Source organism: Pseudomonas sp. AC070 (assembly GCF_979258635.1).
The window spans coordinates 68820-92283 of the sequence record NZ_OZ409871.1 but is presented as its reverse complement, the minus strand read 5'-3'; the positions used below and the strand labels follow the sequence as shown (position 1 = coordinate 92283).

General features: G+C 61.9%; 23 protein-coding genes and 1 pseudogene. 15 read left to right on the top strand and 9 right to left on the bottom strand.

Features of this window, described 5'->3' with window-relative positions:
* Positions 1–39 precede the first annotated feature (39 nt).
* The 4 genes from ACZZ0Q_RS00410 (at position 40) to ggt (ending at position 4358) form a co-directional block, all read left to right on the top strand.
* Positions 40–1635, top strand: coding sequence for a GMC family oxidoreductase (locus ACZZ0Q_RS00410; RefSeq protein ID WP_463540477.1), 1596 nt, complete (start codon positions 40–42; stop codon positions 1633–1635).
* A gap of 108 nt (positions 1636–1743) precedes the next feature.
* Positions 1744–2223, top strand: a complete 480-nt coding sequence (coaD, locus tag ACZZ0Q_RS00405; protein ID WP_122492143.1) for a pantetheine-phosphate adenylyltransferase — start codon at positions 1744–1746, stop codon at positions 2221–2223.
* A gap of 166 nt (positions 2224–2389) precedes the next feature.
* The gene (locus tag ACZZ0Q_RS00400; RefSeq protein ID WP_463540478.1) at positions 2390–2641 is read left to right on the top strand and encodes a YfhL family 4Fe-4S dicluster ferredoxin; all 252 of its coding nucleotides are present in this window, start codon (positions 2390–2392) and stop codon (positions 2639–2641) included.
* Positions 2642–2645: 4 nt separating this feature from the next.
* Positions 2646–4358 (top strand): gamma-glutamyltransferase, encoded by a 1713-nt coding sequence (ggt, locus tag ACZZ0Q_RS00395; RefSeq protein WP_463560188.1) that lies wholly within the window; start codon positions 2646–2648, stop codon positions 4356–4358.
* 78 nt (positions 4359–4436) lie between these two features.
* On the opposite strand, the gene ACZZ0Q_RS00390 is transcribed toward ggt, so the two are convergent.
* The 3 genes from ACZZ0Q_RS00390 to ACZZ0Q_RS00380 all read right to left on the bottom strand — a co-directional run bounded on the left by ACZZ0Q_RS00390 (position 4437) and on the right by ACZZ0Q_RS00380 (position 6695).
* Complete coding sequence (locus ACZZ0Q_RS00390) at positions 4437–4787, bottom strand: multidrug transporter (protein ID WP_463540479.1); 351 nt, start codon at positions 4785–4787, stop codon at positions 4437–4439.
* 206 nt (positions 4788–4993) lie between these two features.
* The gene (gene mutM, locus ACZZ0Q_RS00385; RefSeq protein WP_122492147.1) at positions 4994–5806 is read right to left on the bottom strand and encodes a bifunctional DNA-formamidopyrimidine glycosylase/DNA-(apurinic or apyrimidinic site) lyase; all 813 of its coding nucleotides are present in this window, start codon (positions 5804–5806) and stop codon (positions 4994–4996) included.
* 76 nt (positions 5807–5882) lie between these two features.
* Positions 5883–6695: an HDOD domain-containing protein gene (locus ACZZ0Q_RS00380; RefSeq protein ID WP_463542261.1), complete on the bottom strand. Its 813-nt coding sequence runs from the start codon at positions 6693–6695 to the stop codon at positions 5883–5885.
* Positions 6696–6963: 268 nt separating this feature from the next.
* Here ACZZ0Q_RS00380 and ACZZ0Q_RS00375 point away from each other — a divergent pair, with 268 nt between their 5' ends.
* The 3 genes from ACZZ0Q_RS00375 (at position 6964) to ilvD (ending at position 10998) form a co-directional block, all read left to right on the top strand.
* Positions 6964–7503 (top strand): type 1 glutamine amidotransferase domain-containing protein, encoded by a 540-nt coding sequence (locus ACZZ0Q_RS00375; RefSeq protein WP_463384201.1) that lies wholly within the window; start codon positions 6964–6966, stop codon positions 7501–7503.
* Positions 7504–7664: 161 nt separating this feature from the next.
* Positions 7665–8861 carry a class I SAM-dependent rRNA methyltransferase gene (locus tag ACZZ0Q_RS00370; protein ID WP_122453000.1) on the top strand — a complete coding sequence of 399 codons (1197 nt, stop codon included), beginning with the start codon at positions 7665–7667 and terminating at the stop codon, positions 8859–8861.
* Positions 8862–9156: 295 nt separating this feature from the next.
* On the top strand, positions 9157–10998 hold the full coding sequence (gene ilvD / locus ACZZ0Q_RS00365) for a dihydroxy-acid dehydratase (protein WP_122492150.1): 1842 nt from the start codon (positions 9157–9159) through the stop codon (positions 10996–10998).
* 196 nt (positions 10999–11194) lie between these two features.
* On the opposite strand, the gene ACZZ0Q_RS00360 is transcribed toward ilvD, so the two are convergent.
* Entirely contained in the window at positions 11195–12253 is a 1059-nt protein-coding gene (locus tag ACZZ0Q_RS00360; RefSeq protein ID WP_463540480.1) for an HAD family hydrolase, read from the bottom strand.
* Positions 12254–12439: 186 nt separating this feature from the next.
* On the opposite strand from ACZZ0Q_RS00360, the gene ACZZ0Q_RS00355 reads away from it, so the two are divergent.
* Positions 12440–12898, top strand: coding sequence for a metallophosphoesterase family protein (locus tag ACZZ0Q_RS00355; RefSeq protein WP_463540481.1), 459 nt, complete (start codon positions 12440–12442; stop codon positions 12896–12898).
* A 7-nt stretch (positions 12899–12905) separates the two neighbouring features.
* Here the strand turns inward: ACZZ0Q_RS00355 and ACZZ0Q_RS00350 are convergent, their stop codons facing one another.
* Complete coding sequence (locus ACZZ0Q_RS00350) at positions 12906–13793, bottom strand: LysR substrate-binding domain-containing protein (protein WP_463540482.1); 888 nt, start codon at positions 13791–13793, stop codon at positions 12906–12908.
* A 238-nt stretch (positions 13794–14031) separates the two neighbouring features.
* On the opposite strand from ACZZ0Q_RS00350, the pseudogene ACZZ0Q_RS00345 reads away from it, so the two are divergent.
* A pseudogene (locus ACZZ0Q_RS00345) lies at positions 14032–15084 on the top strand (methyl-accepting chemotaxis protein); the annotation flags it as partial.
* Positions 15076–15939 (top strand): methyl-accepting chemotaxis protein, encoded by an 864-nt coding sequence (locus tag ACZZ0Q_RS00340; RefSeq protein WP_463542262.1) that lies wholly within the window; start codon positions 15076–15078, stop codon positions 15937–15939. The pseudogene ACZZ0Q_RS00345 and the gene ACZZ0Q_RS00340, both read left to right, overlap by 9 nt.
* A gap of 156 nt (positions 15940–16095) precedes the next feature.
* Here ACZZ0Q_RS00340 and trpA read toward each other — a convergent pair whose 3' ends face one another.
* Together trpA and trpB are read right to left on the bottom strand one after the other, a co-directional pair.
* Positions 16096–16905 (bottom strand): tryptophan synthase subunit alpha, encoded by an 810-nt coding sequence (gene trpA, locus ACZZ0Q_RS00335; protein ID WP_122492155.1) that lies wholly within the window; start codon positions 16903–16905, stop codon positions 16096–16098.
* The gene (trpB, locus tag ACZZ0Q_RS00330) at positions 16902–18119 is read right to left on the bottom strand and encodes a tryptophan synthase subunit beta (RefSeq protein ID WP_122492156.1); all 1218 of its coding nucleotides are present in this window, start codon (positions 18117–18119) and stop codon (positions 16902–16904) included. The genes trpA and trpB overlap by 4 nt, the downstream gene beginning before the upstream one ends.
* Before the next feature lie 116 nt (positions 18120–18235).
* Between trpB and ACZZ0Q_RS00325 the strand changes: the two genes are divergently transcribed.
* Positions 18236–19120: a LysR family transcriptional regulator gene (locus ACZZ0Q_RS00325; protein WP_463540483.1), complete on the top strand. Its 885-nt coding sequence runs from the start codon at positions 18236–18238 to the stop codon at positions 19118–19120.
* 13 nt (positions 19121–19133) lie between these two features.
* Here the strand turns inward: ACZZ0Q_RS00325 and ACZZ0Q_RS00320 are convergent, their stop codons facing one another.
* Complete coding sequence (locus tag ACZZ0Q_RS00320) at positions 19134–19457, bottom strand: DUF883 family protein (RefSeq protein WP_122492158.1); 324 nt, start codon at positions 19455–19457, stop codon at positions 19134–19136.
* Positions 19458–19595: 138 nt separating this feature from the next.
* Between ACZZ0Q_RS00320 and ACZZ0Q_RS00315 the strand changes: the two genes are divergently transcribed.
* From ACZZ0Q_RS00315 to ACZZ0Q_RS00300, 4 genes are all read left to right on the top strand, one after another.
* A complete protein-coding gene (locus tag ACZZ0Q_RS00315) occupies positions 19596–19811 on the top strand; it encodes a dodecin (RefSeq protein ID WP_463384208.1) in 216 nt (71 codons plus the stop codon).
* A 151-nt stretch (positions 19812–19962) separates the two neighbouring features.
* Entirely contained in the window at positions 19963–20187 is a 225-nt protein-coding gene (locus ACZZ0Q_RS00310) for a DUF1161 domain-containing protein (RefSeq protein WP_463540484.1), read from the top strand.
* A 324-nt stretch (positions 20188–20511) separates the two neighbouring features.
* Entirely contained in the window at positions 20512–21507 is a 996-nt protein-coding gene (locus tag ACZZ0Q_RS00305; RefSeq protein WP_463540485.1) for an LLM class flavin-dependent oxidoreductase, read from the top strand.
* 85 nt (positions 21508–21592) lie between these two features.
* A complete protein-coding gene (locus ACZZ0Q_RS00300; RefSeq protein WP_122492162.1) occupies positions 21593–22018 on the top strand; it encodes an OsmC family protein in 426 nt (141 codons plus the stop codon).
* A 93-nt stretch (positions 22019–22111) separates the two neighbouring features.
* Here ACZZ0Q_RS00300 and ACZZ0Q_RS00295 read toward each other — a convergent pair whose 3' ends face one another.
* Positions 22112–23461: a cation:proton antiporter gene (locus tag ACZZ0Q_RS00295; protein ID WP_463540486.1), complete on the bottom strand. Its 1350-nt coding sequence runs from the start codon at positions 23459–23461 to the stop codon at positions 22112–22114.
* Between the last annotated feature and the right edge of the window lie 3 nt (positions 23462–23464).

Sequence of the window (23464 nt, the reverse complement as noted above, 5' to 3'; positions counted from 1 at the left end):
AATAAGAACCGACCGAAGACTTAACCGAGAACCGCCTGCATGCCCGTACCCGATCTGTTTGCCGAAGGCCTGAGCCGCGGCTGGAAAACCTATAACGGCTCGCGCCTGGAACAGGACCTGACCCTGGAAGCCGACGTGGCCATCGTTGGCACCGGCGCGGGCGGCGGCACTACGGCCGAGATTCTCAGCGCGGCCGGTTACAAGGTGCTGCTGATTGAAGAAGGCCCGCTGAAAACCAGCAGCGACTTCAAAATGCAGGAGGCCGAGGCCTACCCGGCGCTGTATCAGGAAGGCATCGGGCGCATGAGCAAAGACGGCGCCATCACCATCATGCAAGGCCGAGCGGTGGGCGGCACCACGCTGGTGAACTGGACGTCGAGCTTTCGCACGCCCGAGCCGACCCTTGAGCACTGGGCCAAAGAGCACAACGTCAAAGGCCATAGCGCTGCCGAGATGGCGCCCTGGTTTGAAAAAATGGAACAACGCCTCAGTGTCGCGCCCTGGATCATGCCGCCCAATGCCAACAACGACGTGCTGCGCGCCGGCTGCGAGAAGCTCGGTTATCACTGGAAAGTCATTCCACGCAACGTGCGCGGCTGCTGGAACCTCGGCTACTGCGGCATGGGCTGCCCAACCAATGCCAAGCAATCGATGCTGGTCACCACCATTCCGGCCACGTTGGAAAAGGGCGGCGAATTGCTCTATTTGGCGCGCGCCGACAAGTTGCTGATCGAGGGCGACAAGGTCACCGGCATTCAATGCCAAGCCATGGATGACCGTTGCGTGGCGCCCACGGGCCGCACCGTTACGGTCAAAGCCAAGCATTACATTCTGTCTGGCGGCGGCATCAACACGCCGGCCATTCTGCTGCGCTCCAACGCGCCCGACCCGCACAACCGTGCGGGCAAACGCACCTTTATTCACGTGGTGAACTTCTCTGCCGCGCAGTTCGAGCAAGTGGTGAACCCGTTCTACGGTGCGCCGCAGTCGATTTATTCCGACCATTTCCAATGGGACGACGGCACCACCGGGCGCATGTCGTTCAAGCTCGAAGTGCCGCCCATGCAACCGGCACTTACCGCCACGCTGCTCGGGCGCTTCGGCATCGACAACGCCATGCGCATGGAGCAATTGCCGCACACCAACGCCATGCTCGCCTTGCTGCGCGACGGTTTCCATCCGGACAGCGCCACTGGCACGGTGGAGCTGCGTAGCGACGGCAGCCCGGTGCTTGACTACCAAATGACCGATTACACCTGGGACGGCATCCGCCGCGCCTTCCACACCATGGCCGACATCCAGTTCGCGGCCGGAGCGAAAAGCGTGCTGCCGCTGCACGCCGACGCCGACTATGTGAAAACCATCGGCGAGGCGAAAAGCCTGATCGACGGCCTGAGCATGGAGATCTACCGCACCCGCCTGGGCAGCGCCCACGTGATGGGCGGTTGCGCCATGGGCGAAGACCCGACGCAGGCGGTAACCGACAGCCTCGGACGTCATCACCAACTGCACAATCTGTCGATTCACGACGGCTCGCTGTTCCCCACCAGCATTGGCGCGAACCCGCAGTTGTCGGTGTACGGCCTAACGGCGCAACTCGCCACACAATTGGCTGATCGCCTGAAAAGCGCATGAGACTAAGGGCGCAGGATTAATCCTACGCCCCAACGCGCCGATGACTTGGCCCACGGGGGTTGCTGCGCTACCATCCGACTCCCCTATGGCCTGCGCCAGGACGTCACGATGAATCGAGTGTTGTACCCCGGTACCTTTGACCCCATTACCAAGGGTCACGGCGACCTCGTTGAACGCGCCTCGCGCCTGTTCGATCAAGTGGTTATCGCCGTCGCGGCCAGCCCCAAGAAAAACCCGCTGTTCCCGCTGGAGCAACGCGTCGAACTGGCCCGTGAAGTCACCAAGCACCTTCCCAACGTGGAAGTGGTGGGCTTTTCCACGCTGCTGGCTCACTTTGCTAAGGAGCAGGGCGCCAATATTTTCCTGCGTGGCCTGCGCGCGGTGTCCGACTTCGAATACGAATTCCAACTGGCGAACATGAACCGCCAACTGGTGCCGGACGTGGAAAGCCTGTTCCTTACGCCGTCCGAGAAGTACTCCTTCATTTCCTCCACCCTGGTACGAGAAATCGCCAACCTGGGCGGCGACATCAGCAAATTCGTTCACCCTGCGGTGGCCGAGGCGTTGCTGGAACGCTTCAAGCGCTAAACGCCGCTGCCACATTCGCGGTTGGCGTGGGAGCGATCAGCTGCGGCTGGGCATTCATCGCCCGGCCGCCTCATGCCGATTGGCGCCTCCCCCGACAATCCGGCACAATTTGCGCTCCGCTGTCCGAACATGCCGTGGCCGTAAGCTGCGGCAGGAGTTGTGTTTCATGTCTTTAATCATCACCGACGACTGCATCAACTGTGACGTTTGCGAGCCCGAGTGCCCGAACGCCGCTATTTCGCAGGGTGAAGAAATCTACGTAATCGACCCCAACCTGTGCACCGAATGCGTCGGCCACTACAACGAGCCGCAGTGCCAGCAGGTGTGCCCCGTCGACTGCATCCCGCTCGATGAAAACAACGTCGAGAGCAAGGATGAGTTGATGCAAAAGTATCGAAACCTCACAGGGAAAGCGTAACGCCATGCACCGTTGCCGCCGATTCAGCTCCTTCTCAACCAAGGCTGTTTTGGCGGCCTGGCTGCTTCTTGTCGTATTCAGCGCCAGCGCGGCGCCGCTGCCCAATCAGGCAGCCATCTCCAGCGCGCACCCTGCCGCGACCATCGCCGGCCTCGAAACACTGGCCGCCGGCGGCAATGCCTTTGACGCGGCCATCGCCGTCAGCGCCGCATTGGCGGTGGTCGAGCCTTACAGCTCGGGCTTGGGCGGCGGCGGTTTTTTTCTGTTGCGCCAAGCCGGCGACCAACCTCAGTACCGCTTCCTCGACGCCCGTGAGCGCGCGCCGCTTGCTGCCCATGCCGACCTGTACAAGCGCGACGGAAAAATAGACCCGAAGCTGTCGCTCGACGGCAGCCTCGCCGCCGCGATTCCCGGCTTGCCCGCCGCCCTGGTGGAGCTGGCGCGCAAATATGGCCGCCTGCCGCTGATGGATTCGCTGGGCCCGGCCATTCGCTTGGCCCGTGACGGTTTCTCCATCGACCCCGTGTACCGCGAACGCGCCCAATGGCGGTTGTCGGCGCTGCGCGACAACCCGGAAACCGCGCGGCTGTTTCTCGACGACAAAGGTGAAATTCCCGAAGCGCTTGCCCTGCTGCGCCAGCCGGAGCTGGCCAACACCCTTGAGCGGCTGGGTCGCTACGGCAAGCCAGGCTTCTACAGCGGCGAAACGGCGCAGCAACTGGTGGACGGCGTTCGCGCCGCTGGCGGCATCTGGACCCTCGCCGACCTTGAGCAATACCAAGTGGTGGAACGTCAGCCGCTGCGCTACCCGTTACAGGATGGCCGCGAGCTGATCAGCGCTCCGCCACCGTCGGCCGGCGGCATCGCCCTGGCGCAAAGCCTGGCGATGCTGCAGCAGCTGCCGTGGCGCGAGGCCGACAAATTGCAGCGCGCGCACTATGTGATTGAAGTGCTGCGCCGCGCCTATCGGGATCGCGGTCTGCTGGGCGACCCGGACTTTATCGCCAACCCAATCGCCAAGCTGCTCGACCCCGCTTACTTGAAGCAGCTGGCCAGCGGCATCGACCCGCAAAAAGCCACGCCCAGCAGCGCCCTGCCGCCGTCGCCGGCCTGGAAAGAAGGCAACCACACCACGCACTTTGTGGTGCTGGATGCTGCGGGCAACGCGGTGTCCGCCACGCTGTCGGTGAACCTGCCCTTCGGCGCGGCCTTCACCCCACCCGGCACCGGCGTGTTGCTCAATGACGAAATGGACGACTTCGCCGCCAACGTGCAAGGCGCCAACGCCTATGGTCTGAGCGGCAGCCAGGCGAATGCCGTGGCCGCCGGCAAACGACCGCTGTCGAGCATGAGCCCAAGCTTTATCGAAAGCCCCACGCAATTCAGCGCCTTCGGCACACCGGGCGGCAGCCGCATTCCGAGCATGGTGCTACTGGCGATGCTGCAATACCTCGACGGCCAACCGGTGGCGAGCTGGCCTGCGGCCCCGCGCTATCACCATCAGTATTTGCCCGACGTGGTCGAGTACGAACCCAACGCCTTCACGGCCGCCGAACTCGACGCCCTGCAAGCGCGCGGCTACACGCCCAAACCGGTGGCGCGGCCCTATGGCAACCAGCAAGTGCTGCTGTGGAATAAAGACAGCCGCACGGTGGAAGCGGCGAGCGACCCTCGCGGCATTGGCCAGGCGAAGTTGTCGATGGGCGCCAAGCCCTAGCCGCCAGATTCAACAAAACCCAGGCGCAAAAAAGCCGGTCACATGGACCGGCTTTTTTATGTCGCCGAGCGAGGCGGGTTATTGCTGCTCAGGACGCTTGTAACCGCTTTCGGTGCAGCCCAGGCAGCGCACGAAGGCTTCACGGCCCGGATCAACCACCAGCGCCTTGCCCGCTTCGCCAACGTTACCGCCAGCGGCAGTGAACGGCAGGCTGATGACGAAGGCGCCGGCGCCGATGATGGTGGCGGCGATGAGCAGAGGACGCGCAACGATCAGGTCGCCCATCATCGCCCAGGCAGGTGGTGCCTGAACGTCATAAGCAGGGTCGCCGCTCTGATTGGTAGGACCCGACCCATTTGCCATTACCGGCAGTGCCAGGAAGCCAGTGGACAGCGCCAGGACGACAGCGGTTGAGCGGAACAGGTTCATGAGTGCGGTCCTTCATCGATTCAAAGTGCGGTGGCTGTAACTATAACAGCGCCCCGGAAATTGTCAGCGTGACGGCCGTCAAGCGCTGGAGAACGCATTCTGCGGGTTTTACAGGGCAATTGGCGAGCGAAAAACCGCCCGTAACTGTGCGCTTACACACGCCCTGCAAACAGCGCGCTCAAGCACGCTGCTTTTTCACCGTTGTATCAGCGCTGACACCGTGGGCAGTACACGCTGGCGCGCTGTCCGAGTTTCACTTCACGCAACGTGGTGCCGCAGGTTTTGCAGAACTCGCCGCCGCGCCCGTAAGCGAACAATTCCTGCTGGAAATAGCCCGGCTGACCGTCACCGCCAACGAAGTCGCGCAGCGTGGTGCCGCCGCGCTCGATGGCGTGGGCCAGGATGCGTTTGATCTGCAGCGACAGCTCCAGATAGCGCGCGCGGGAAATGGAGCCGGCTTCGCGTCGCGGATCGATACCGGCGGCGAACAGCGCTTCGGTCGCATAAATATTGCCGACCCCCACTACCACCGCGTTGTCCATGATGAACGGCTTCACCGCCATGCTTTTGCCGCGCGAGAGTTTGAACAGGCGGTCGCCGTCGAACAGCTCGGTCAAAGGCTCCGGCCCCAGCTTCACCAGCAACTCATGCAGCAACGGCTCGGTGCTCCAGAGCATCGCACCGAACCGGCGCGGATCGGTGTAACGCAGCGCCAGGCCGGACTCCAGCTCAATATCGACGTGTTCGTGCTTGGCCACCGGCGTATCAATGGGCACCAGGCGCAAGTTGCCCGACATCCCCAAATGGCTGATCAAGGTGCCTGCTTCAGCGGTGAGCAGCAGGTACTTGGCCCGCCGCGTTACGCTTTCGATGCGCTGGCCAGACAGGCGCACGTCGAGGTCTTCCGGAATCGGCCAGCGCAGGCGGCGGTCGCGCACAATCACGCGGCTCACGCGTTGACCTTCCAGATACGGCGCAATGCCGCGACGCGTGGTTTCGACTTCGGGCAATTCAGGCATGGGTTCGCTCAGGCATGACGCAGGGTCGGAAATAGAGGGTGCAGCACCTTAGCAAGGACGGCAGCAAACCGAAGGCTCAGTGCACACCCAGATCGCGGATGCTTTCCTTCAAGGTTTGAAAGTCGTACTCCGACAACCCGACGTACTCCAGCACCAGCTGCTCGATGCTCTGCCACTCGAAATCGTCCGTCTGATTCCCGAGCACGCGGTGACTTTCGCAGATGTGCTCAGACATCTTCAGAATCGCCAACAGCGTTTTCAGCTGCGCATCACGCACCGAGTCGTCGGTAAAAATCGACAGGGCGTTGTGGTGGTTGGCGATGGCGTCGCACAGGTGCAGCGGCAAATTCCACGACTTGGCGGTGAAGTAACCGACCACCGCGTGGTTGGTATTGAGCACGCGATTTTCCGTGTCGACGATGCGCCGCTCGGCCGTGGCGCTGGCGTAGGCCTCTTCCAACACGGTCATGTAGTCGGGGAAGCGTTTGATCATCAGCGGAATGCCGCAGTTGTGAAACAGGCCCAGGGTGTAGGCCTCGTCGGCCGCCTGGTAGCCGATGCGCTTGGCCAGCGTGAGGCAGGTCATGGCCACGTCTTGCGCGGTGTCCCAGAAGCGGTTGAGGGTGACGATGGCCTCGTCGGTCATTTCGCCTTTGATCGACTGCGCGTTGATCAGATTGATGACGGTGTTACAGCCCAACAGGTTCACGGCTTGTTGAATGGAAGCGATGCGGTTCGACAGCCCGAAAAACGGCGAATTGACGATTTTCAGCAAGGCGCCAGACAAGCCCGGGTCTTGGCTAATCAGCTTGGCGATGCTCTTCAGATCCGGGTGCGGCATCACCTGCTCCATCTGCAGGTCGACCATGATCTGAGGCTGCGGCGGCACGCTGATGCCTTGCAGGACTTTCTGGATTTGTTCGGCGGAGAGTTCGTGGGCCATGACTGCACAGGCTGCTAGCGTGACGAGTTACACAGTCTAACCGCCAACTTGGCAGACGTAACCCTCACCAACGTAGGAAAACACCGACAGACGGAAAGATTTCAATAACGGCGCGGGCGAGCGGCCAGCGCCGCTCGTCTGGAGCAAACAGCATGAACTTTCCCCTCGCCACCGCCCTCGGAAATACACCTTCCACGAAATAAAAGGAGCTCCCATGACGACCTCTCTGCAAGGTAAGCGCGTTGCCCTTCTGGTGACCGACGGCTTTGAACAGGTTGAACTGACCGGCCCGAAAGAAGCGTTGGAACAAGCCGGCGCCACGGTGGACATTCTGTCCAAGAGCACCGGGCAAGTGAAAGGCTGGAACCACGACAAACCCGCCGACGACTTCCCCGTCACCAAAACCTTCGAGGCGGCCAACATCGACGACTACCACGCCTTGGTGCTGCCGGGCGGCGTGATGAACTCCGACACCATCCGCACCATTCCCGAAGCGCAAAGCCTGGTGGTGCAAGCGGCGCAGAAGGAAATCCCCATCGCCGTGATCTGCCACGGCGCCTGGCTGCTGGTGTCCACTGGTCTGGTCAAAGGCCGCACCATGACCAGCTGGCCTTCGCTCAAAGACGACATCACCAATGCGGGCGGCAAGTGGGTCGATGAAGAAGTGGTGCAAGACGGCACCTTTATCAGCAGCCGCAAGCCGGACGATATTCCGGCGTTTAGCAAAAAGCTGATTGAAACCCTGGCCGCATAACGACGCCCTTGCCACCTTGTGGGAGCGGCTTCAGCCGCGATGCTTTTGATCCTATAGAAAAGCATCGCGGCTGAAGCCGCTCCCACAGGCGTCATAGTCAGCGCTTCGGGCGCTGTGCTGTCTGGGCTATACTCCCGCTCTTTTTTCGGAGAGCGCCCCCCATGTCCCTGCCCAGCCTGCGCCTAAAAGCCAATGCCGATCGCCGTCTGCGCGCCGGGCATTTGTGGGTTTACAGCAACGAAATCGATGTCGCCGTCACGCCGCTGTCCGGCTTTCAGGCAGGCGACCAAGCCATTCTCGAAGCCGCCGGTGGCAAGCCGCTGGGCGTTGTGGGCATCAGCCCCAACAACCTGATCTGCGCCCGCCTGCTGTCGCGCGACACCAAACACGAACTGGACAAATCGCTGCTGGTGCACCGCATTAATGTGGCCTTGTCGCTGCGCGAGCGCTTGTTCGACCAGCCGTGCTACCGCCTGGTGTACGGCGATTCCGACCTGCTACCGGGTCTGGTAGTGGACCGTTTCTTCGACATTCTCGTGGTGCAAATCAGCTCACCGACCATGGAGCGTCACAAAGACGACGTGCTCGCCGCTCTGGTGCAAGTGCTGCAACCGCGTGGCGTGCTGTTCAAAAACGACTCCGCCGCCCGCGATGCCGAAGGCCTGCCGCGTTACGTGGAAACGCCGTTTGGCGTGGTGCCGGAATGGGTGGCCCTGGAAGAGAACGGCGTGAAGTTCGAAGCGCCCGTAATCGAAGGCCAGAAAACTGGCTGGTTCTACGACCACCGCATGAACCGCGCGCGCCTGGCGCCGTACGTCAACGGCAAGCGCGTGCTCGACCTGTTCAGCTACATCGGCGGCTGGGGCGTGCAAGCCGCTGCGTTCGGTGCCAGCGAAGTGTTCTGCGTCGATGCTTCGGCAACCGCCCTGGACGGTGTAGAGCGCAACGCCACCCTTAATGGCGTGGCCGAAAAGGTGACCTGCATCGAAGGCGATGTGTTCGCCGCGCTGAAAGAGCTGAAGTCGTCGGAAGAGCGTTTCGATGTGGTCGTCTGCGACCCACCGGCTTTCATCAAACGCAAGAAAGACATCAAAAACGGTGAAGCTGGCTACCGCCGCCTCAACGAAATGGCCATGCGCCTGCTCAGCAAGGACGGCATTCTGGTCAGCGCCTCGTGCTCCATGCACCTGGAAGAAGACAACCTGCAGAACATCCTGCTGCAGAGCGCCCGTCACCTGGACCGCAACATCATCATGCTCGAGCGCGGCGCCCAGGGCCCGGATCATCCGGTGCACATGGCGATTGCCGAAACCCGCTACATCAAGAGCCTGACCTGCCGGTTGCTGCCAAACGCTTAAGACGTTGAGGCCGATCGCGGCTAAAGCTCCCACCTCTGTCTGTGGGAGCGGCTTTAGCCGCGATTCCTGCAAACCCCCATCCTGACAGCCAGCCTTTCCTCGCCCGCGCTGAGCGGCGTAGAATCGGGCGCATTCCTCGCCAACCATCCCCGGCGGGCTTATGAGCCCCGGCCGCACGAGCGGTGACCCCGCTTCGAATTGCGACCTGCCCCGACCGCGCGGCCATCTGCCGTTGCCCCAGGCTCTGCTCAAACACGTATATAAACAGACACCTGATTAGCCGCAGGAACACGTCATGCCTGATTACCGCTCAAAAACGTCTACCCACGGTCGCAACATGGCCGGCGCCCGCGCCCTGTGGCGTGCCACCGGGATGAAAGACGAAGATTTCAAAAAGCCGATCATCGCCATCGCCAACTCCTTCACCCAATTCGTGCCCGGCCACGTGCACCTGAAGGACCTCGGCCAGCTGGTAGCCCGCGAAATCGAAAAAGCCGGCGGCGTGGCCAAAGAATTCAACACCATCGCGGTCGACGACGGCATCGCCATGGGCCACGACGGCATGCTCTATTCGCTGCCGAGCCGCGAGATCATCGCCGACTCCGTGGAGTACATGGTCAACGCGCACTGCGCCGACGCCATCGTCTGCATCTCCAACTGCGACAAAATCACCCCCGGCATGTTGATGGCAGCCTTGCGCCTGAACATTCCGGTGATCTTCGTTTCCGGTGGTCCGATGGAAGCGGGCAAAACCAAGCTGGCCAGCCATGGCCTGGACCTGGTCGACGCCATGGTCATCGCCGCGGACTCCACCGCCTCCGACGAAAAAGTCGCCGAATACGAGCGCAGCGCCTGCCCAACGTGCGGCTCGTGCTCCGGCATGTTCACCGCCAACTCGATGAACTGCCTGACCGAAGCCCTGGGCCTGGCCCTGCCGGGCAACGGTTCTACATTGGCCACCCACAGCGACCGCGAGCAGCTGTTCCTGCAAGCCGGCCGCACCGTGGTCGAGCTGTGCAAACGCTACTACGGCGAGGGCGACGAATCGGTTCTGCCGCGCAACATCGCCAACTTCAAAGCCTTCGAAAACGCCATGATGCTCGACATCGCCATGGGCGGCTCGACCAACACCATCCTTCACCTGCTGGCCGCTGCGCAGGAAGCCGAAATCGATTTCGACCTGCGCGATATCGACCGTCTTTCGCGCCTGGTTCCGCAGTTGTGCAAAGTGGCGCCAAACATCCAGAAGTACCACATGGAAGACGTGCACCGCGCCGGCGGCATCTTCAGTATTCTCGGCTCGCTGGCCCGTGGCGGCCTGCTGCACACCGACCTGCCGACTGTGCACAGCAAATCCATGGCCGAAGCCATCGCCAAGTGGGACATCACCCAGACCGACGATGAAGCCGTGCACCACTTCTTCAAAGCCGGCCCGGCAGGCATCCCCACCCAGACCGCATTCAGCCAGTCGACCCGTTGGGAAACCCTGGATGACGACCGCGAAAACGGCTGCATCCGCAGCTTCGAGCACGCCTACTCGCAAGAAGGCGGCCTGGCCGTGCTGTACGGCAACATCGCCCTGGACGGCTGCGTGGTGAAAACCGCCGGCGTCGATGAGTCGATTCACGTGTTCGAAGGCAACGCGAAAATCTTCGAAAGCCAAGACAGCGCGGTGCGCGGCATCCTCGCCGACGAAGTGAAAGAAGGCGACATCGTCATCATTCGCTACGAAGGCCCGAAAGGCGGCCCGGGCATGCAGGAAATGCTCTACCCGACCTCGTACCTGAAATCCAAAGGCTTGGGCAAAGCTTGCGCCCTGCTCACCGACGGCCGTTTCTCTGGCGGCACCTCGGGCCTGTCCATCGGCCACGCCTCGCCGGAAGCCGCCGCAGGCGGTGCAATTGGTCTGGTGCGCGACGGCGACAAAGTGCTGATCGACATCCCCAACCGCAGCATCAACCTGCTGGTGACGGACGAAGAAATCGCCCACCGCCGCCACGAGCAAGACAAAAAAGGCTGGAAGCCGGTGGAAAAACGCCCACGCAAAGTGACCACAGCGTTGAAGGCGTACGCCTTGCTGGCCACCAGTGCCGATAAAGGCGCGGTGCGTAACAAGGCCATGCTCGACGGGCTGTAATGGTTTAGCGCTGAAATGAAAAAGCCCCGCCAAGTGCGGGGCTTTTTTGTGGAAGATCAAAATCGAGCCCTCTCCCCTAGCCCCTCTCCCGCAAACGGGCGAGGGGAACAGATAGGTGCACGACGATCCGCCGCAGTCAGGCCCCCTCTCCCGCTTGCGGGAGAGGGCTGGGGAGAGGGGCTCTTTTGTGGGAGCCCTATTGAATCTCTTCCGGCTTCACCACCACCCAATTTTTATCCGCCGTCACCGACAACCCTTCCTTGGCTTGCGCCGCCGCATGCTTGGCCATCATGGCGTTGATCTGGCCCATGTATTTGTCCTTGCGGTTAACCCACAGGTGAATGCCGCCTTTGGCCACGTCGACGCTGTGGAACAGCATGTAGCCGTCGCTGCTTGGCGTGTCGCCACCGACCAGCACCGGTTTTTTCCATTCGTCGATGTACGTGAGAATGGCCGCCTGCTTGCCGGCCATCCACGTGGCTGGCGTCCACAGATACGGCGTGACTTCCAGGCCCATATTGGCCTTGGCGTCGTAGGCGCCGGCGGTGATCTGTTTGCGCGCGGTGGTCAGCGCGCCGGTTTTGGGGTCTTTGAGCAGCAGGCTGACGCCGATGACGTTCTGCGGTTTGACGTTGTAACCGTATGCCGGGTCCGAGGCGACCATGCGCACCAGTTCTTCCGAGGCGGCGGTCATCACGTACACCTCGATGCCGTTCTCCATCAGCTTGTTGTACAGCTCAGCCTGGCCAGCAAATACCTTCGGCGGCTGCACCTCGATGGTCTTCACCACATCGCCTTCGAAGTAGGTGCTCGGCACCGGTTTGTTCGAGGCCATCAGCTCATCGACATAGCCTTTGAGCTCGCTCAGCGTGAAGCCGGAAAACACCTGCGCCACCCACGGGTAGCAGACCATGTCGTCGATCTCGCACAGGCGGTAGTAGTAGCTGAACAGGCTTTCTTTATGCTCGGCGGTGTCTTTGAAGGGGATCAGTTTCAATGACGGGTCCAACTTTTCGCGGGTCAGCACGCCCTTGTTTTCCATAAACGGCAGCAGCGATTCTTCCAGGTCGTACCGGTAGCTGGTGTTGTCCATATCGAAGACAGCGAAGTTGCCCTTGTTGGCGTTCGCCGCAATCATGGCGTCCAGCTGCTTGGCGGCCTCGGCAGGCCAGTGCTTGAGCTCGGTGGCAGCGGCGGCCGGGCCGGCCAGACTCAGCGCAACGGCGGCGGCGAATACGGTGTGGGCGAATGTCATCGTCGATCCTCCAGAATGAAAGCCCGACGCTAACAAATGGACATGACAGGCCCGGTCCGGCAGCGACGGTAGGCTCGCTCTGCGCGCCATCCACTGTCGTGAAAACGTCAGCAAAACGCGGCGAAAACGACTCGTCGTCCACAACCCTATGTTTTTTAACGGCTTAGCCTGTAGGAGGAAACGCCCATGAAGATCGGTCTGATTTCCGACACCCACGGCTTGCTGCGCCCCGAAGCACTGGCCGCGCTCGAGGGCTGCGACCGTATCGTGCACGCCGGCGACATTGGCAAACCGGAGATCCTCGAAGCCCTGCGCGACCGCGCGCCGCTGACTGTGGTGCGCGGCAATAACGACCAGGACGACACCTGGGCCAGCAGCGTGCCGACCCATGCGGTGCTGCGCATCGACGGCGTCGGCATTTACGTGGTGCATGAAATGGCCGATGTGCCGGAACAACTCCCCGCCGGCATCGACGTGGTCGTAACCGGCCACTCCCATAAGCCGCTGCAAAAACAACAGCACGGCGTGCTCTACATCAACCCGGGCAGCGCCGGACCGCGCCGGTTCAAGCTGCCCATCAGCGTTGGCTTTCTGCACATTGCCGACGGCCAGGTGACGGGCGAATTGCTTGAGCTGGCGGTGTAGTTCGGCGCTACGGCTTCATCTGCTCGCTGACGTAATCGAGAAAGCAGGTAATGCGCGAGGCCAGCGCGGTGTTGCGGTAGTACACCGCGTGTATGGGCTGGCGAACGTCAACGGTGTGCGCTTCTAGGACCTGCACCAGCCGCCCTTCGGCGCGGTCGTCGTGAGTCATGAAATCGGCCAGACATACCAGCCCCACCCCTTCTATCGCCAACTGCCGCAACGTTTCGCCGCTGGACGCTTTAACCGTCGGCGTCGTCTGCCAATGCTGGCCCGAGGCGTGACGCAGCGGCCACTGGTTTAGCGTTTCCGGCTGGGTGAAGCCCAGCACGCTGCGCTCGCTCAGTTCTTCCACCGTCTGCGGCGCGCCCCATTGCTCGAGATAGCCGGGGCTGGCGAGCACCCGTAAGCGGTTACTGCCCAGCGGCCGCGCGTGCAGCGTGGAATCGCGCAGCGGGCCGATGCGAATCGCCACATCGGTGCGCTGTTCGATCAGGTCGATAATTTGGTCGCTGCTGTGCAGCTCCAGTTCGATGTCCGGGTACAGCGCGCGAAAGCCCGGCACCAGCGGCACGATCACATGCAGCATGAACGGCGAGGCGGCGTTCACGCGCAAGCGCCCTGCCGGACGTTGGCGGCGCAACGCCATTTGCTCCTCGGCTTCCTCCACGCTGGCAACGATGCGCCGCGCCTGCTGCACAAACGCATGGCCCTCTTCGGTCAGTTCCAAGCGCCGCGTGGTGCGATGCAAAAGGGTGACGTCGAGTTTTTCTTCCAGGCGACTCAGCGCCCTGCTGACGCCCGAAGCGGTTTGGCCCAGCTGCTCGGCAGCGGCGGTTATCGAACCGCTGTCGACCACCGAGATAAACGCCAGCAATTCATCCAAAGTCGTTTTCATTGTTGCTCGGTGCTCACAACTAAGCGGGCCAGCCCCGCGTTTTGCGCACAAGTGTGACGCAAATGCAGTTTAGCGCCAGTGAGCCACACTGATTGCGTGGCCTGAGAGCCATCCGGGGCGTCGATGCAACGCGAGAACTGGTTCAAAAACAACAAGACCTCCAGGTTTCCTTTCCGACTTAACCGTAAGCCACGTCTTTAAATGCCAACGAAGACGCGCAAAAAGCACTGGAGTGTTTATGAACGAATGGTTCGGCAACATCAGCGTCAACAAGAAACTCGGGCTCGGCTTCGGCCTGGTTCTGGCCCTTACCGTGATTCTCGCCGTCACTGGCTGGAACAGCCTCGGCGGCCTTATCAACCGCAGCATGTGGATGGGCGACATTGCTCAGCTCGACGCGGCGCTGACCAAACTGCGGGTGAGCCGGCTGCAATACATGATCGCCAACGGCGACGAAACCATCGCGCAAACGGTGCAAACCACCCTCGAAAGCTTTGCCAAGCAGCAACAGAACCTGCTGAACACCTTTAAAAGCCCGGACAACCTCAAGCTGCTCAATGAGCAGAAAGCGCAGATCGAGGCGTACCAGAAATCCCTCAACGCCATGCGCGCCGGCTACAGCGCTAACAACGCCGCACGTACAGAGATGGGGAGCAACGCCGAAGCCGCGCTGAAGTTACTCGACACGCTCAACGCCGACGCCGTGCAACGCGCCAGCCTCGACACCTTTCAAACCATCACCCAGGCGCGCGAGCAGCTGATTCTGGCGCGCTACGAAGTACGCGGTTACACCGCCGCGCCAAACGCCGACACCGAGCAGAAAGCCATCAAGCAGTTGGATGCCGCCGTCGCTGGCCTGCAGAACTTGCGCGGCCCGTTTGGCGAGACCCATGCCAGTGAGTTGCAACAACTCGAAGGCCACCTGCAGAACTACCGCGCCGCCCTCGGCCGTTTCAAAGCCGCCATCGACGCCATTGCCGTGGCGCGCAAGGAAATGACCGACCAAGGCGCCGCCATCGTTTCCTTGAACGAAGGGCTGAACAAAATCCAGATCACCCGCCGCGACGCCGAAAGCGCCCAGGCCCGTGAACTGCAGCTGGGCGCCACGCTGCTGGCGTTGTTGCTGGGTGTGCTGGCCGCCGTGGTCATCACCCGGCAAATTACCCGTCCGCTGGCGGAAACCTTGGCCGTGGTGCAGCGCATAGCCGATGGCGACCTCACGCAAAACCTGAACGTAACGCGCCGCGACGAACTGGGCGTGCTGCAACAAGGCATTCAGCGCATGGGCACCACCCTGCGGGACCTGATTGGCCACATCCGCGATGGCGTTACGCAAATCGCCAGCGCCGCCGAAGAGCTGTCCGCCGTCACCGAGCAAACCAGCGCGGGCGTCAACAGCCAGAAAATCGAAACCGACCAGGTGGCCACCGCCATGCATGAAATGTCGGCCACCGTGCAGGAAGTCGCGCGCAACGCCGAAGACGCGTCTCAAGCTGCCAGCCTCGCCGACCAGGAAGCCCGCGAAGGCGACCGCGTGGTGGGCGAAGCCATCGCCCAAATCGAGCGCCTGGCCGAGGAAGTGGCGCGTTCCACCGAAGCCATGCACGTGCTGCAACAGGAAAGCGACAAGATCGGCAGCGTGATGGACGTGATCAAAGCCGTCGCCGACCAGACCAACCTGCTGGCCCTCAACGCCGCCATTGAGGCGGCGCGTGCCGGTGAAGCGGGCCGTGGGTTTGCCGTGGTGGCTGACGAAGTGCGCAGCCTGGCCCAGCGCACCCAGCAATCCACCGAAGAAATTGCCGGGCTGGTCGCCGGCCTGCAAAGCGGATCGCAGCGGGTCGCCACCGTCATGAGCAACAGCCGCACCCTCACCGACAGCAGCGTGCTGCTCACCCGCAAAGCCGGCACCGCGCTGGAAAGCATCACCGCCACGGTGTCGAACATTCAGTCCATGAACCAGCAGATTGCTGCGGCGGCCGAAGAACAGAGCGCCGTGGCTGAAGAAATCAGCCGCAGCATTCTCAATGTGCGCGATGTGTCAGAGCAGACGGCAGCGGCTAGCGATGAGACCGCCGCGTCCAGCGTGGAGCTGGCGCGTTTAGGCGGGCAGTTGCAGCAGTTGGTGAGCCATTTCCGGGTTTAACCACGTCGATCTCCCCGTAGGAGCCAGCTTGCTGGCGAAGCTTTTCGTTTGCAGGGTTCGCCAGCAAGCTGGCTCCTACAACAGCCTGGCTCAGCGACATAAAAAAACCGCCACACCCTTTCGGCTGTGGCGGTTTTTTATTGGGCAACGCTGCGCTTATTTGCGCGCGCCGCGTACCCCTTCGGCCAGTTCGGCGCACAGGCCCAGCACGCCTTTTACGGCCTCTTGCTGGCTGCCGGCGTTGGCGATGTGGTCGATCAGCGCCGAGCCCACAACCACGCCATCAGCCAAACGCGCGATGGTCGCGGCGTGTTCGGCGGTGCGGATGCCGAAGCCGATGCTGATGGGCAGATCGGTGTGGCGACGCAGTCTGGCCACCGCTTGCTCCACGTGTTCCAGCGTTGCCGAGCCCGCGCCTGTAACACCGGCTACGGACACGTAATAAACGAAGCCGGAGCTGCCGTTGAGCACTTTCGGCAGGCGCTTGTCGTCGGTGGTCGGCGTGGTCAGGCGAATGAAGTCCAGCCCCGCTGCCTGCGCCGGGTCGCACAGGTCGGCGTTATGTTCGGGCGGCAGGTCGACCACGATGAGGCCGTCGACACCGGCTTCCTTGGCGTCGGCGATAAACGCCGGCACACCGTATTTGTGGATCGGGTTGAAATAGCCCATCAGCACCAGCGGCGTGTCGCTGTTGCCTTCGCGGAATTCACGAACCATTTGCAGGGTTTTCGCCAGGTCTTGCTTGGCGGCCAGCGCGCGGATGTTGGCCAGCTGAATGGCCGGGCCGTCGGCCATCGGATCGGTGAAGGGCATGCCCAGTTCGATCACGTCGGCGCCGGCTGCCGGCAACCCTTTGAGAATTTCCAGCGAGGTGGCGTAGCCCGGATCGCCTGCGGTGATGAAGGTCACCAGGGCGGCGCGGTTCTGTTGTTTGAGTTCGGCGAAACGGCTTTGCAGGCGGCTCATATGTGTTCTTCCTGTTCGTCGAAGTGGTGCATGACGGTTTGCATGTCCTTGTCGCCACGGCCCGACAGGTTCACCACCATCAGGTGATCTTTTGGCAATTTAGGGGCGCGCTTGAACACTTCGGCCAAGGCGTGAGCGCTTTCCAGCGCCGGAATAATGCCTTCCAGGCGGCAGCATTTGTGGAACGCGGCGAGGGCTTCGTTATCGGTGATCGAGGTGTACTCAACGCGGCCGATGTCGTGCAACCAGGCGTGTTCCGGGCCGATGCCGGGGTAGTCCAGGCCGGCAGAAATCGAGTGGGCGTCGATGATCTGGCCATCGTCGTCTTGCAGCAGGAAAGTGCGGTTGCCGTGCAGCACGCCCGGTACGCCGCCGTTCAGGCTGGCGGCGTGTTTGCCGCTTTCGATGCCGTGACCGGCCGCTTCAACGCCGATGATTTGCACGCCTTGGTCGTCCAGGAACGGGTGGAACAGGCCCATGGCATTCGAGCCGCCGCCGATGCAGGCGACCAGCGAGTCCGGCAGGCGGCCTTCCTGATCTTGCAGTTGGGTGCGGGTTTCTTTGCCGATTACGGCCTGGAAGTCACGAACCATGGCCGGGTACGGGTGCGGGCCGGCCACGGTGCCGATCAGGTAGAAGGTGGAGTCGACGTTGGTCACCCAATCACGCAAGGCTTCGTTCATCGCGTCTTTCAAGGTGCCGGTGCCGGCGGTGACCGGAATCACCTCAGCGCCCAACAGCTTCATGCGGAACACGTTCGCCTGCTGGCGATCGATGTCGGTGGTACCCATGTAGATGACGCAGTCGAGGCCAAAACGCGCGGCCACGGTGGCGGTCGCCACGCCGTGCATGCCGGCACCGGTCTCGGCGATGATGCGTTTTTTGCCCATGCGCCGCGCCAGCAGAATCTGGCCGATGCAGTTGTTGATCTTGTGCGCGCCGGTGTGATTGAGCTCTTCGCGCTTGAGGTAAATCTTCGCGCCGCCGCAGAACTCGGTCAGGCGTTCAGCGAAATACAGCGGGCTTGGACGGCCGACGTAGTCGCGCTGAAAATAGGCCAGCTCCTTGAGGAACGCCGGGTCTTCTTTGGCTTTTTCGTATTCGGCCGCCAGGTCGTGAATCAGCGGCATCAAGGTTTCGGCAACGTACTGTCCGCCGAACGAACCGAACAGGCCGGTGGCGTCGGGACCGCTGCGGTAGGAAGTCTGGGTCATGGTGGGCTCCTGCTGGAAGCTGGATTTCGATGGCGTTCACTCTAGGCGCGACGTCCGCGGGAATAAAGCGATAAGATCGCCGCCATCTGTTAGAAAAACTCACAGGTTAAACCGCTATGGCTCGCGATCTTCCTCCACTTAATGCCCTGCGCGCGTTTGAAGCAGCGGCGCGCCTGCACAGCCTGAGCAAAGCGGGGCTTGAGCTTAACGTGACTCACGGCGCCGTGAGCCGGCAAATTAAAGTATTGGAAGAAGACCTGGGCTTGCCACTGTTCAGCAAAGACGGGCGCGGCTTAAAACTCACAGATGCCGGCAGTCGCTTACGTGATGCCAGCGCCGACGCCTTCGAGCGCTTGCGCAGCGCCTGCGCCGAGCTGAAACAACAAACCGCCGACGCGCCGTTCGTGTTGGCTTGCCCCGGCAGCTTGCTGGCGCGCTGGTTTATTCCACGCCTGGACCGCCTGAACCGCGAGCTGCCGCACTTGCGCTTGCAGTTGTCGGCCAGCGACGGCGACCTGGACCCGCGCCGGCCCGGCATCGACGCCACGCTATGGTTTGCCGAACCGCCGTGGCCGGCGGATATGCAGGTGTTTGAGCTGGCGGCCGAGCGCATCGGGCCCGTGCTGAGCCCACGCTACGCAGGCTTTACTCTTCTCAATGAAGCCACGCCAAGCGCGGTCACGGGCGAAGCCCTGCTGCATACCACCTCACGTCCGCAGGCGTGGCCGCAGTGGGCAAACAGTCAGAATATCGAGCGCGCGAAACTACAGCTCGGGCAAGGCTTTGAGCATTTGTATTACTTGCTGGAGGCGGCGGTTGCGGGATTAGGCGTGGCGATTGCGCCACAGCAACTGGTCGCCGATGAGCTGGCGGCGGGGCGGCTGGTCGCGCCCTGGGGCTTTGTTGAAACCACCGCAAAGCTGGCGCTCTGGGTGCCGGCGCGCACGCCATCGGCGCGGGCCGCCGAGTTGGCGCAGTGGCTGGCGCGCCAACTCGGCTAGTGTCGCCGGGTGATCAATCGTTGTTGCGGAAGATCAGGTAGCCGGCCAATGCCACCACGCCCAGCGCCAGGCTAGCAGAGGCAACCGGGTGCTCGCGGGTGTAGTCACGGGCAGCCACGCCGGTCTGGTAGGTTTTTTCCTTCACGTCGGCGTAGGTGTCGCTGAGCAGGTCGCGGGAATGGCCGAGCACACGCTCAGCGCTGGTACGCAGGCTTTTCAGCGATTTCTGCGATTCATCACTTACTTCGCTCTTTAAGCTGTCGAGGCTGGAGATCAGGTGCTCGATTTCCGTTTCGATGCTGTGCAGCGATTTATTGCGGGATGCAAAAATAGCCATGGTCCGTAACTCCTATCGATTAAGTAGCTCGTAGGGGTGTGACTGCGACCGTGTTGGAAAGTGCAGCTAATCTGAACTTATCAAGCGCTAGGCGGGACTGAATCTGTACAAGCGTTTCCACAAGAAGAGGACTTCAGCATGTCGGATCATCACACCTACAAACTGCTCGATATCGTCGGTTCGTCGCCTACCAGCATTGAAGATGCGATTCAAAGCGCACTGGCCGAAACGGCAAAAACCGTGCGGAACCTGGAATGGTTCGAAGTGGTTGAGACCCGTGGTCACATTGTTGACGGAAAAGTGGGCCACTATCAGGTGACCTTGAAAGTCGGCTTCCGGATCGACGCGAGCTGATTGACCTGTTAACGCACGGCGGCTCGTGGCCGCCTGCACCCACCGTGGCCCGCCCGGTGTCTGTTTTGGCGACTCAGGTCGCCAATTTTGCTGCTCGAGGTTAGGCGCGGTGTTCGAGCATTTGTTGTTACCAACGAGGGAGCGTTACCCCATGAAAAAAGTGATGTTGGCCGTTGGCCTGTTAGTGATGACCGGCTCGGCCTTTGCGGCGGCGAAACCCTGCGAAGAGCTGAAATCGGAAATTGACGCGAAAATCCAAGCCAAGGGCGCCACGTCCTACAGCCTGGAAATTGTTGAGAAAGGCAGCGCCGGCGACAAGCAAGTGGTTGGCAGCTGCGAAGCAGGTACCAAGGAAATCGTTTATGCGCGCAATTGACCGCGCTTGAGTACACAACCGGCGCCCCGTGCGCCGGTTTTTTTTGGGTACGGGAGCGAGCGGCTGCGCGTCGGCATTGCTGCGTTGAAACGCCGCTTTGACTGCTCATTGGTACAGCCAACTGCGCTTCAAAACGACGTTTCGCCTTGCACTGCTCTAGCTCGCTCGCTCGCTCTCGATTTGCATAAGGCTGAGATCGCAACGGCAAATCGTAAAAACGGCTGCTTGTTTGCCCGAGGGGTTGTAGAGCAGTACATTAAGCCCCACTTAAACAGTCGGGTATTACGTTGCTGTTTTCCCCCGGTACCCGCCCGGAGAGCATTTATGAAGACCATTTCCGACATCAAAATTTCCGTTCTCGACCTCGCGCCTATCCGCGCCGACGGCGGTCCCGAGCAGGCTTTGCGCAATTCCCTGGCCCTCGCCCAACACGCAGAAAAACTGGGCTTCACCCGTTTCTGGGTGGCCGAACACCACAACATGGATGGTATCGCCAGTTCGGCGACGTCGGTGCTGATTGGCTACCTCGCCGCTGGCACCAGTTCCATTCGCCTGGGCGCCGGTGGCGTGATGCTGCCGAACCACGCGCCGTTGGTGATCGCCGAACAATTCGGCACGCTGGCGACCTTGTACCCCGGCCGCATCGACCTGGGCCTTGGCCGCGCGCCCGGCGCCGATCAATACACCGCGCACGCCTTGCGCCGTGAGCGCTCGGGCAGCGCCGATGATTTCCCCGAAGACCTCACCGAGCTGCAAACCTACCTCGGCCCGCTGCAACGCAATCAACGCGTAATCGCCATGCCGGGCGCGGGCACAGAAGTGCCGATCTGGCTGCTCGGTTCCAGCCTGTTCAGTGCGCAGCTGGCCGGTCAACGCGGCTTGCCGTATGCCTTCGCCTCGCACTTTGCGCCGCGCATGATGCACGAGGCGATTCGCGTGTACCGCAACCACTTCAAGCCCTCGGCGGTGCTCGACAAACCCTACGTCATGCTCGGTGTGCCGCTGCTGCCGGCCGACACCGACGAGCAAGCGCAATACCTGGCCACCAGCGCTTATCAACGGATTCTCGCCCTGCTGCGCGGCCAGAGTCTGGTGCAAAAGCCGCCGGTGCAGAGCATGGAAGGTTTGTGGTTGCCCCACGAACGCCAGGCAGTCGGTGAGTTTTTTGGCTTGGCGATGGTGGGCGGCCCGGAAACAATCCGCAGCCACGTCAACCAGTTGCTGGAACAGACCGACGCCGACGAGCTGATTTTCACCAGCGACATGTATGACTTCGTCGACCGTCTGCACTCCTACGAAGTGCTGGCCAGCCTGCGCTAAGCCGAACGCCGCCTGACCAAAAAAATAGGAACGACTGCCGCTTCGCCGCCTCTGAAACCTATACCCACAGGTAAGGAGAACGACGATGAAAAAGACAGCATCTGCTCACTGGCAAGGCGGCATCAAAGACGGCAAAGGCACCATCTCCACGCAGAGCGGCGTCTTGAAACAAAGCCCTTACGGCTTTAACACCCGCTTTGAAGATGGCCCGGGCACCAACCCGGAAGAACTGATCGGCGCCGCCCACGCGGGCTGTTTTTCCATGGCCCTGTCCAAGGAACTCGGTGAAGCCGGCATGACCGCTGAAAGCATCGACACCCACGCCGAAGTGACCCTCGACAAAGTCGACGGCGGCTTCGCCATCACCGCCGTGCACCTGAAACTCAGCGCCAAGATTCCGGGCGCCGACCGTGACGCCTTCGAGAAAGCGGTGGAAACCGCTAAGACCGGTTGCCCGGTATCGAAAGTGCTGAACGCGGAAATTACGCTGGAAGCGACGTTGGAAAACTAAAAAAGCTCGCGGCTGAAGCCGCTCCTACAGGGGATTGATGGATCTGTAGGAGCGGCTATGCGGCATTCCGATCAGCCGCGATTCCTGCAAACGCTACTCTGCGCCTTTACGCCGCCCCTTCACCCGCTCATACCGATCCAGCAACGGCTGCGTCGTCAGCCCGTGCACGCAAATACTCAACGCCACCACCGACAGCGTCAGTCCAATCGCTTCGTGCGCCGCCGGGCCTTCCAAGCCGTGGTTCAGCACGTACGCCAGGTAGTACAAGCTGCCGATCCCGCGAATGCCGAACCAGCCCATCAGCCAACGCTGCCCTTCGCTCAGTGAGTTGCCGCGCACCAGGGCCGCCACGCTCAGCGGTCGAACAATGCAGAACAACGCCAGCCCCAGCGGCACCGCGCGCCAGTCCCAGTGAAAGGCCAGCAGCGCGCCGAGCAAGGTCACGAGCAGCACTTCCAGCACCCGCTCGACGATGTCGCCAAACGACAGAATTTCCCCCACTAACAACCCCGCGACCACTTTCGGTTCGTCGGTATGGCTGACTTGCTCTTTCACTTCATCCAGCGTGCCGCCTTCTTTGGGCACGGCGAGCGCCACTTCCTCGGCGGGCACGCTGGAGTTGTCGGACGAGGCCACTTCCGCATGCCGAAGCCCGATGCCGGCGGCGAACGCGGCAAGAAAGCCCCAGGCGCTGACCGTCTCGGCCAGCCAGTACGACAGCGCGATCAAGGCCATCGCCAAAAAGTCATTGGGCGAGATCGCCGCGTCGCGGTGGCGGGTGCGCAGGTAGATGGCCAAGCGCCCGACGCCACGACCAAGCACAAAGCCGATCAATAGCCCGGCCGGTACCGCCCAAAGCAGACGGTGCAGCGCCCATTCGCCGGCCCATTCCTGCGGCGCGCCTTCGTGCTGAATCCATAGCAGGGCAAAAAACACGAAGGGGAAGGCCATGCCATCGTTCAGCCCCGCTTCGCCAGAAAGGCCATAGCGCAGCCGGTCGAAGTCGCGCGCGTGGTTCACCTGCACCAAGCTCGCCAGCACCGGATCGGTCGGCGCCAGCACCGCACCGATCATCAGCGACAGCCCAACGCCCAGCCCGAACCCGTAATGGCCCACCAGCGCCACCCCGAGAATGCACGCCACCATCACCGGCCCGGCGAGCAAGTAGGCGCTGCGCCACGCCGGGTCGGAGAAGCGCAGGCGCAGTTTCATGCCGCCACTGAACAGGGAAAACAGCACCGCCACTTCAGTCAGGTGTTCGAGCCAGGGGGCCACGTCTTCGAATTTCATTTCCCACAGGCCCAGCCCCAATGGCCCGATTGCCAGGCCAAACAACAAGTACAGGGCGGAGGTGGTAACCGGTAACCAACGCAGGTAGGCCGAAGCCAAGGTGAGAATCAGCAGAATGCTGCCGAGCACCGCCATCCAGTGCAGAAAGCTCATCGC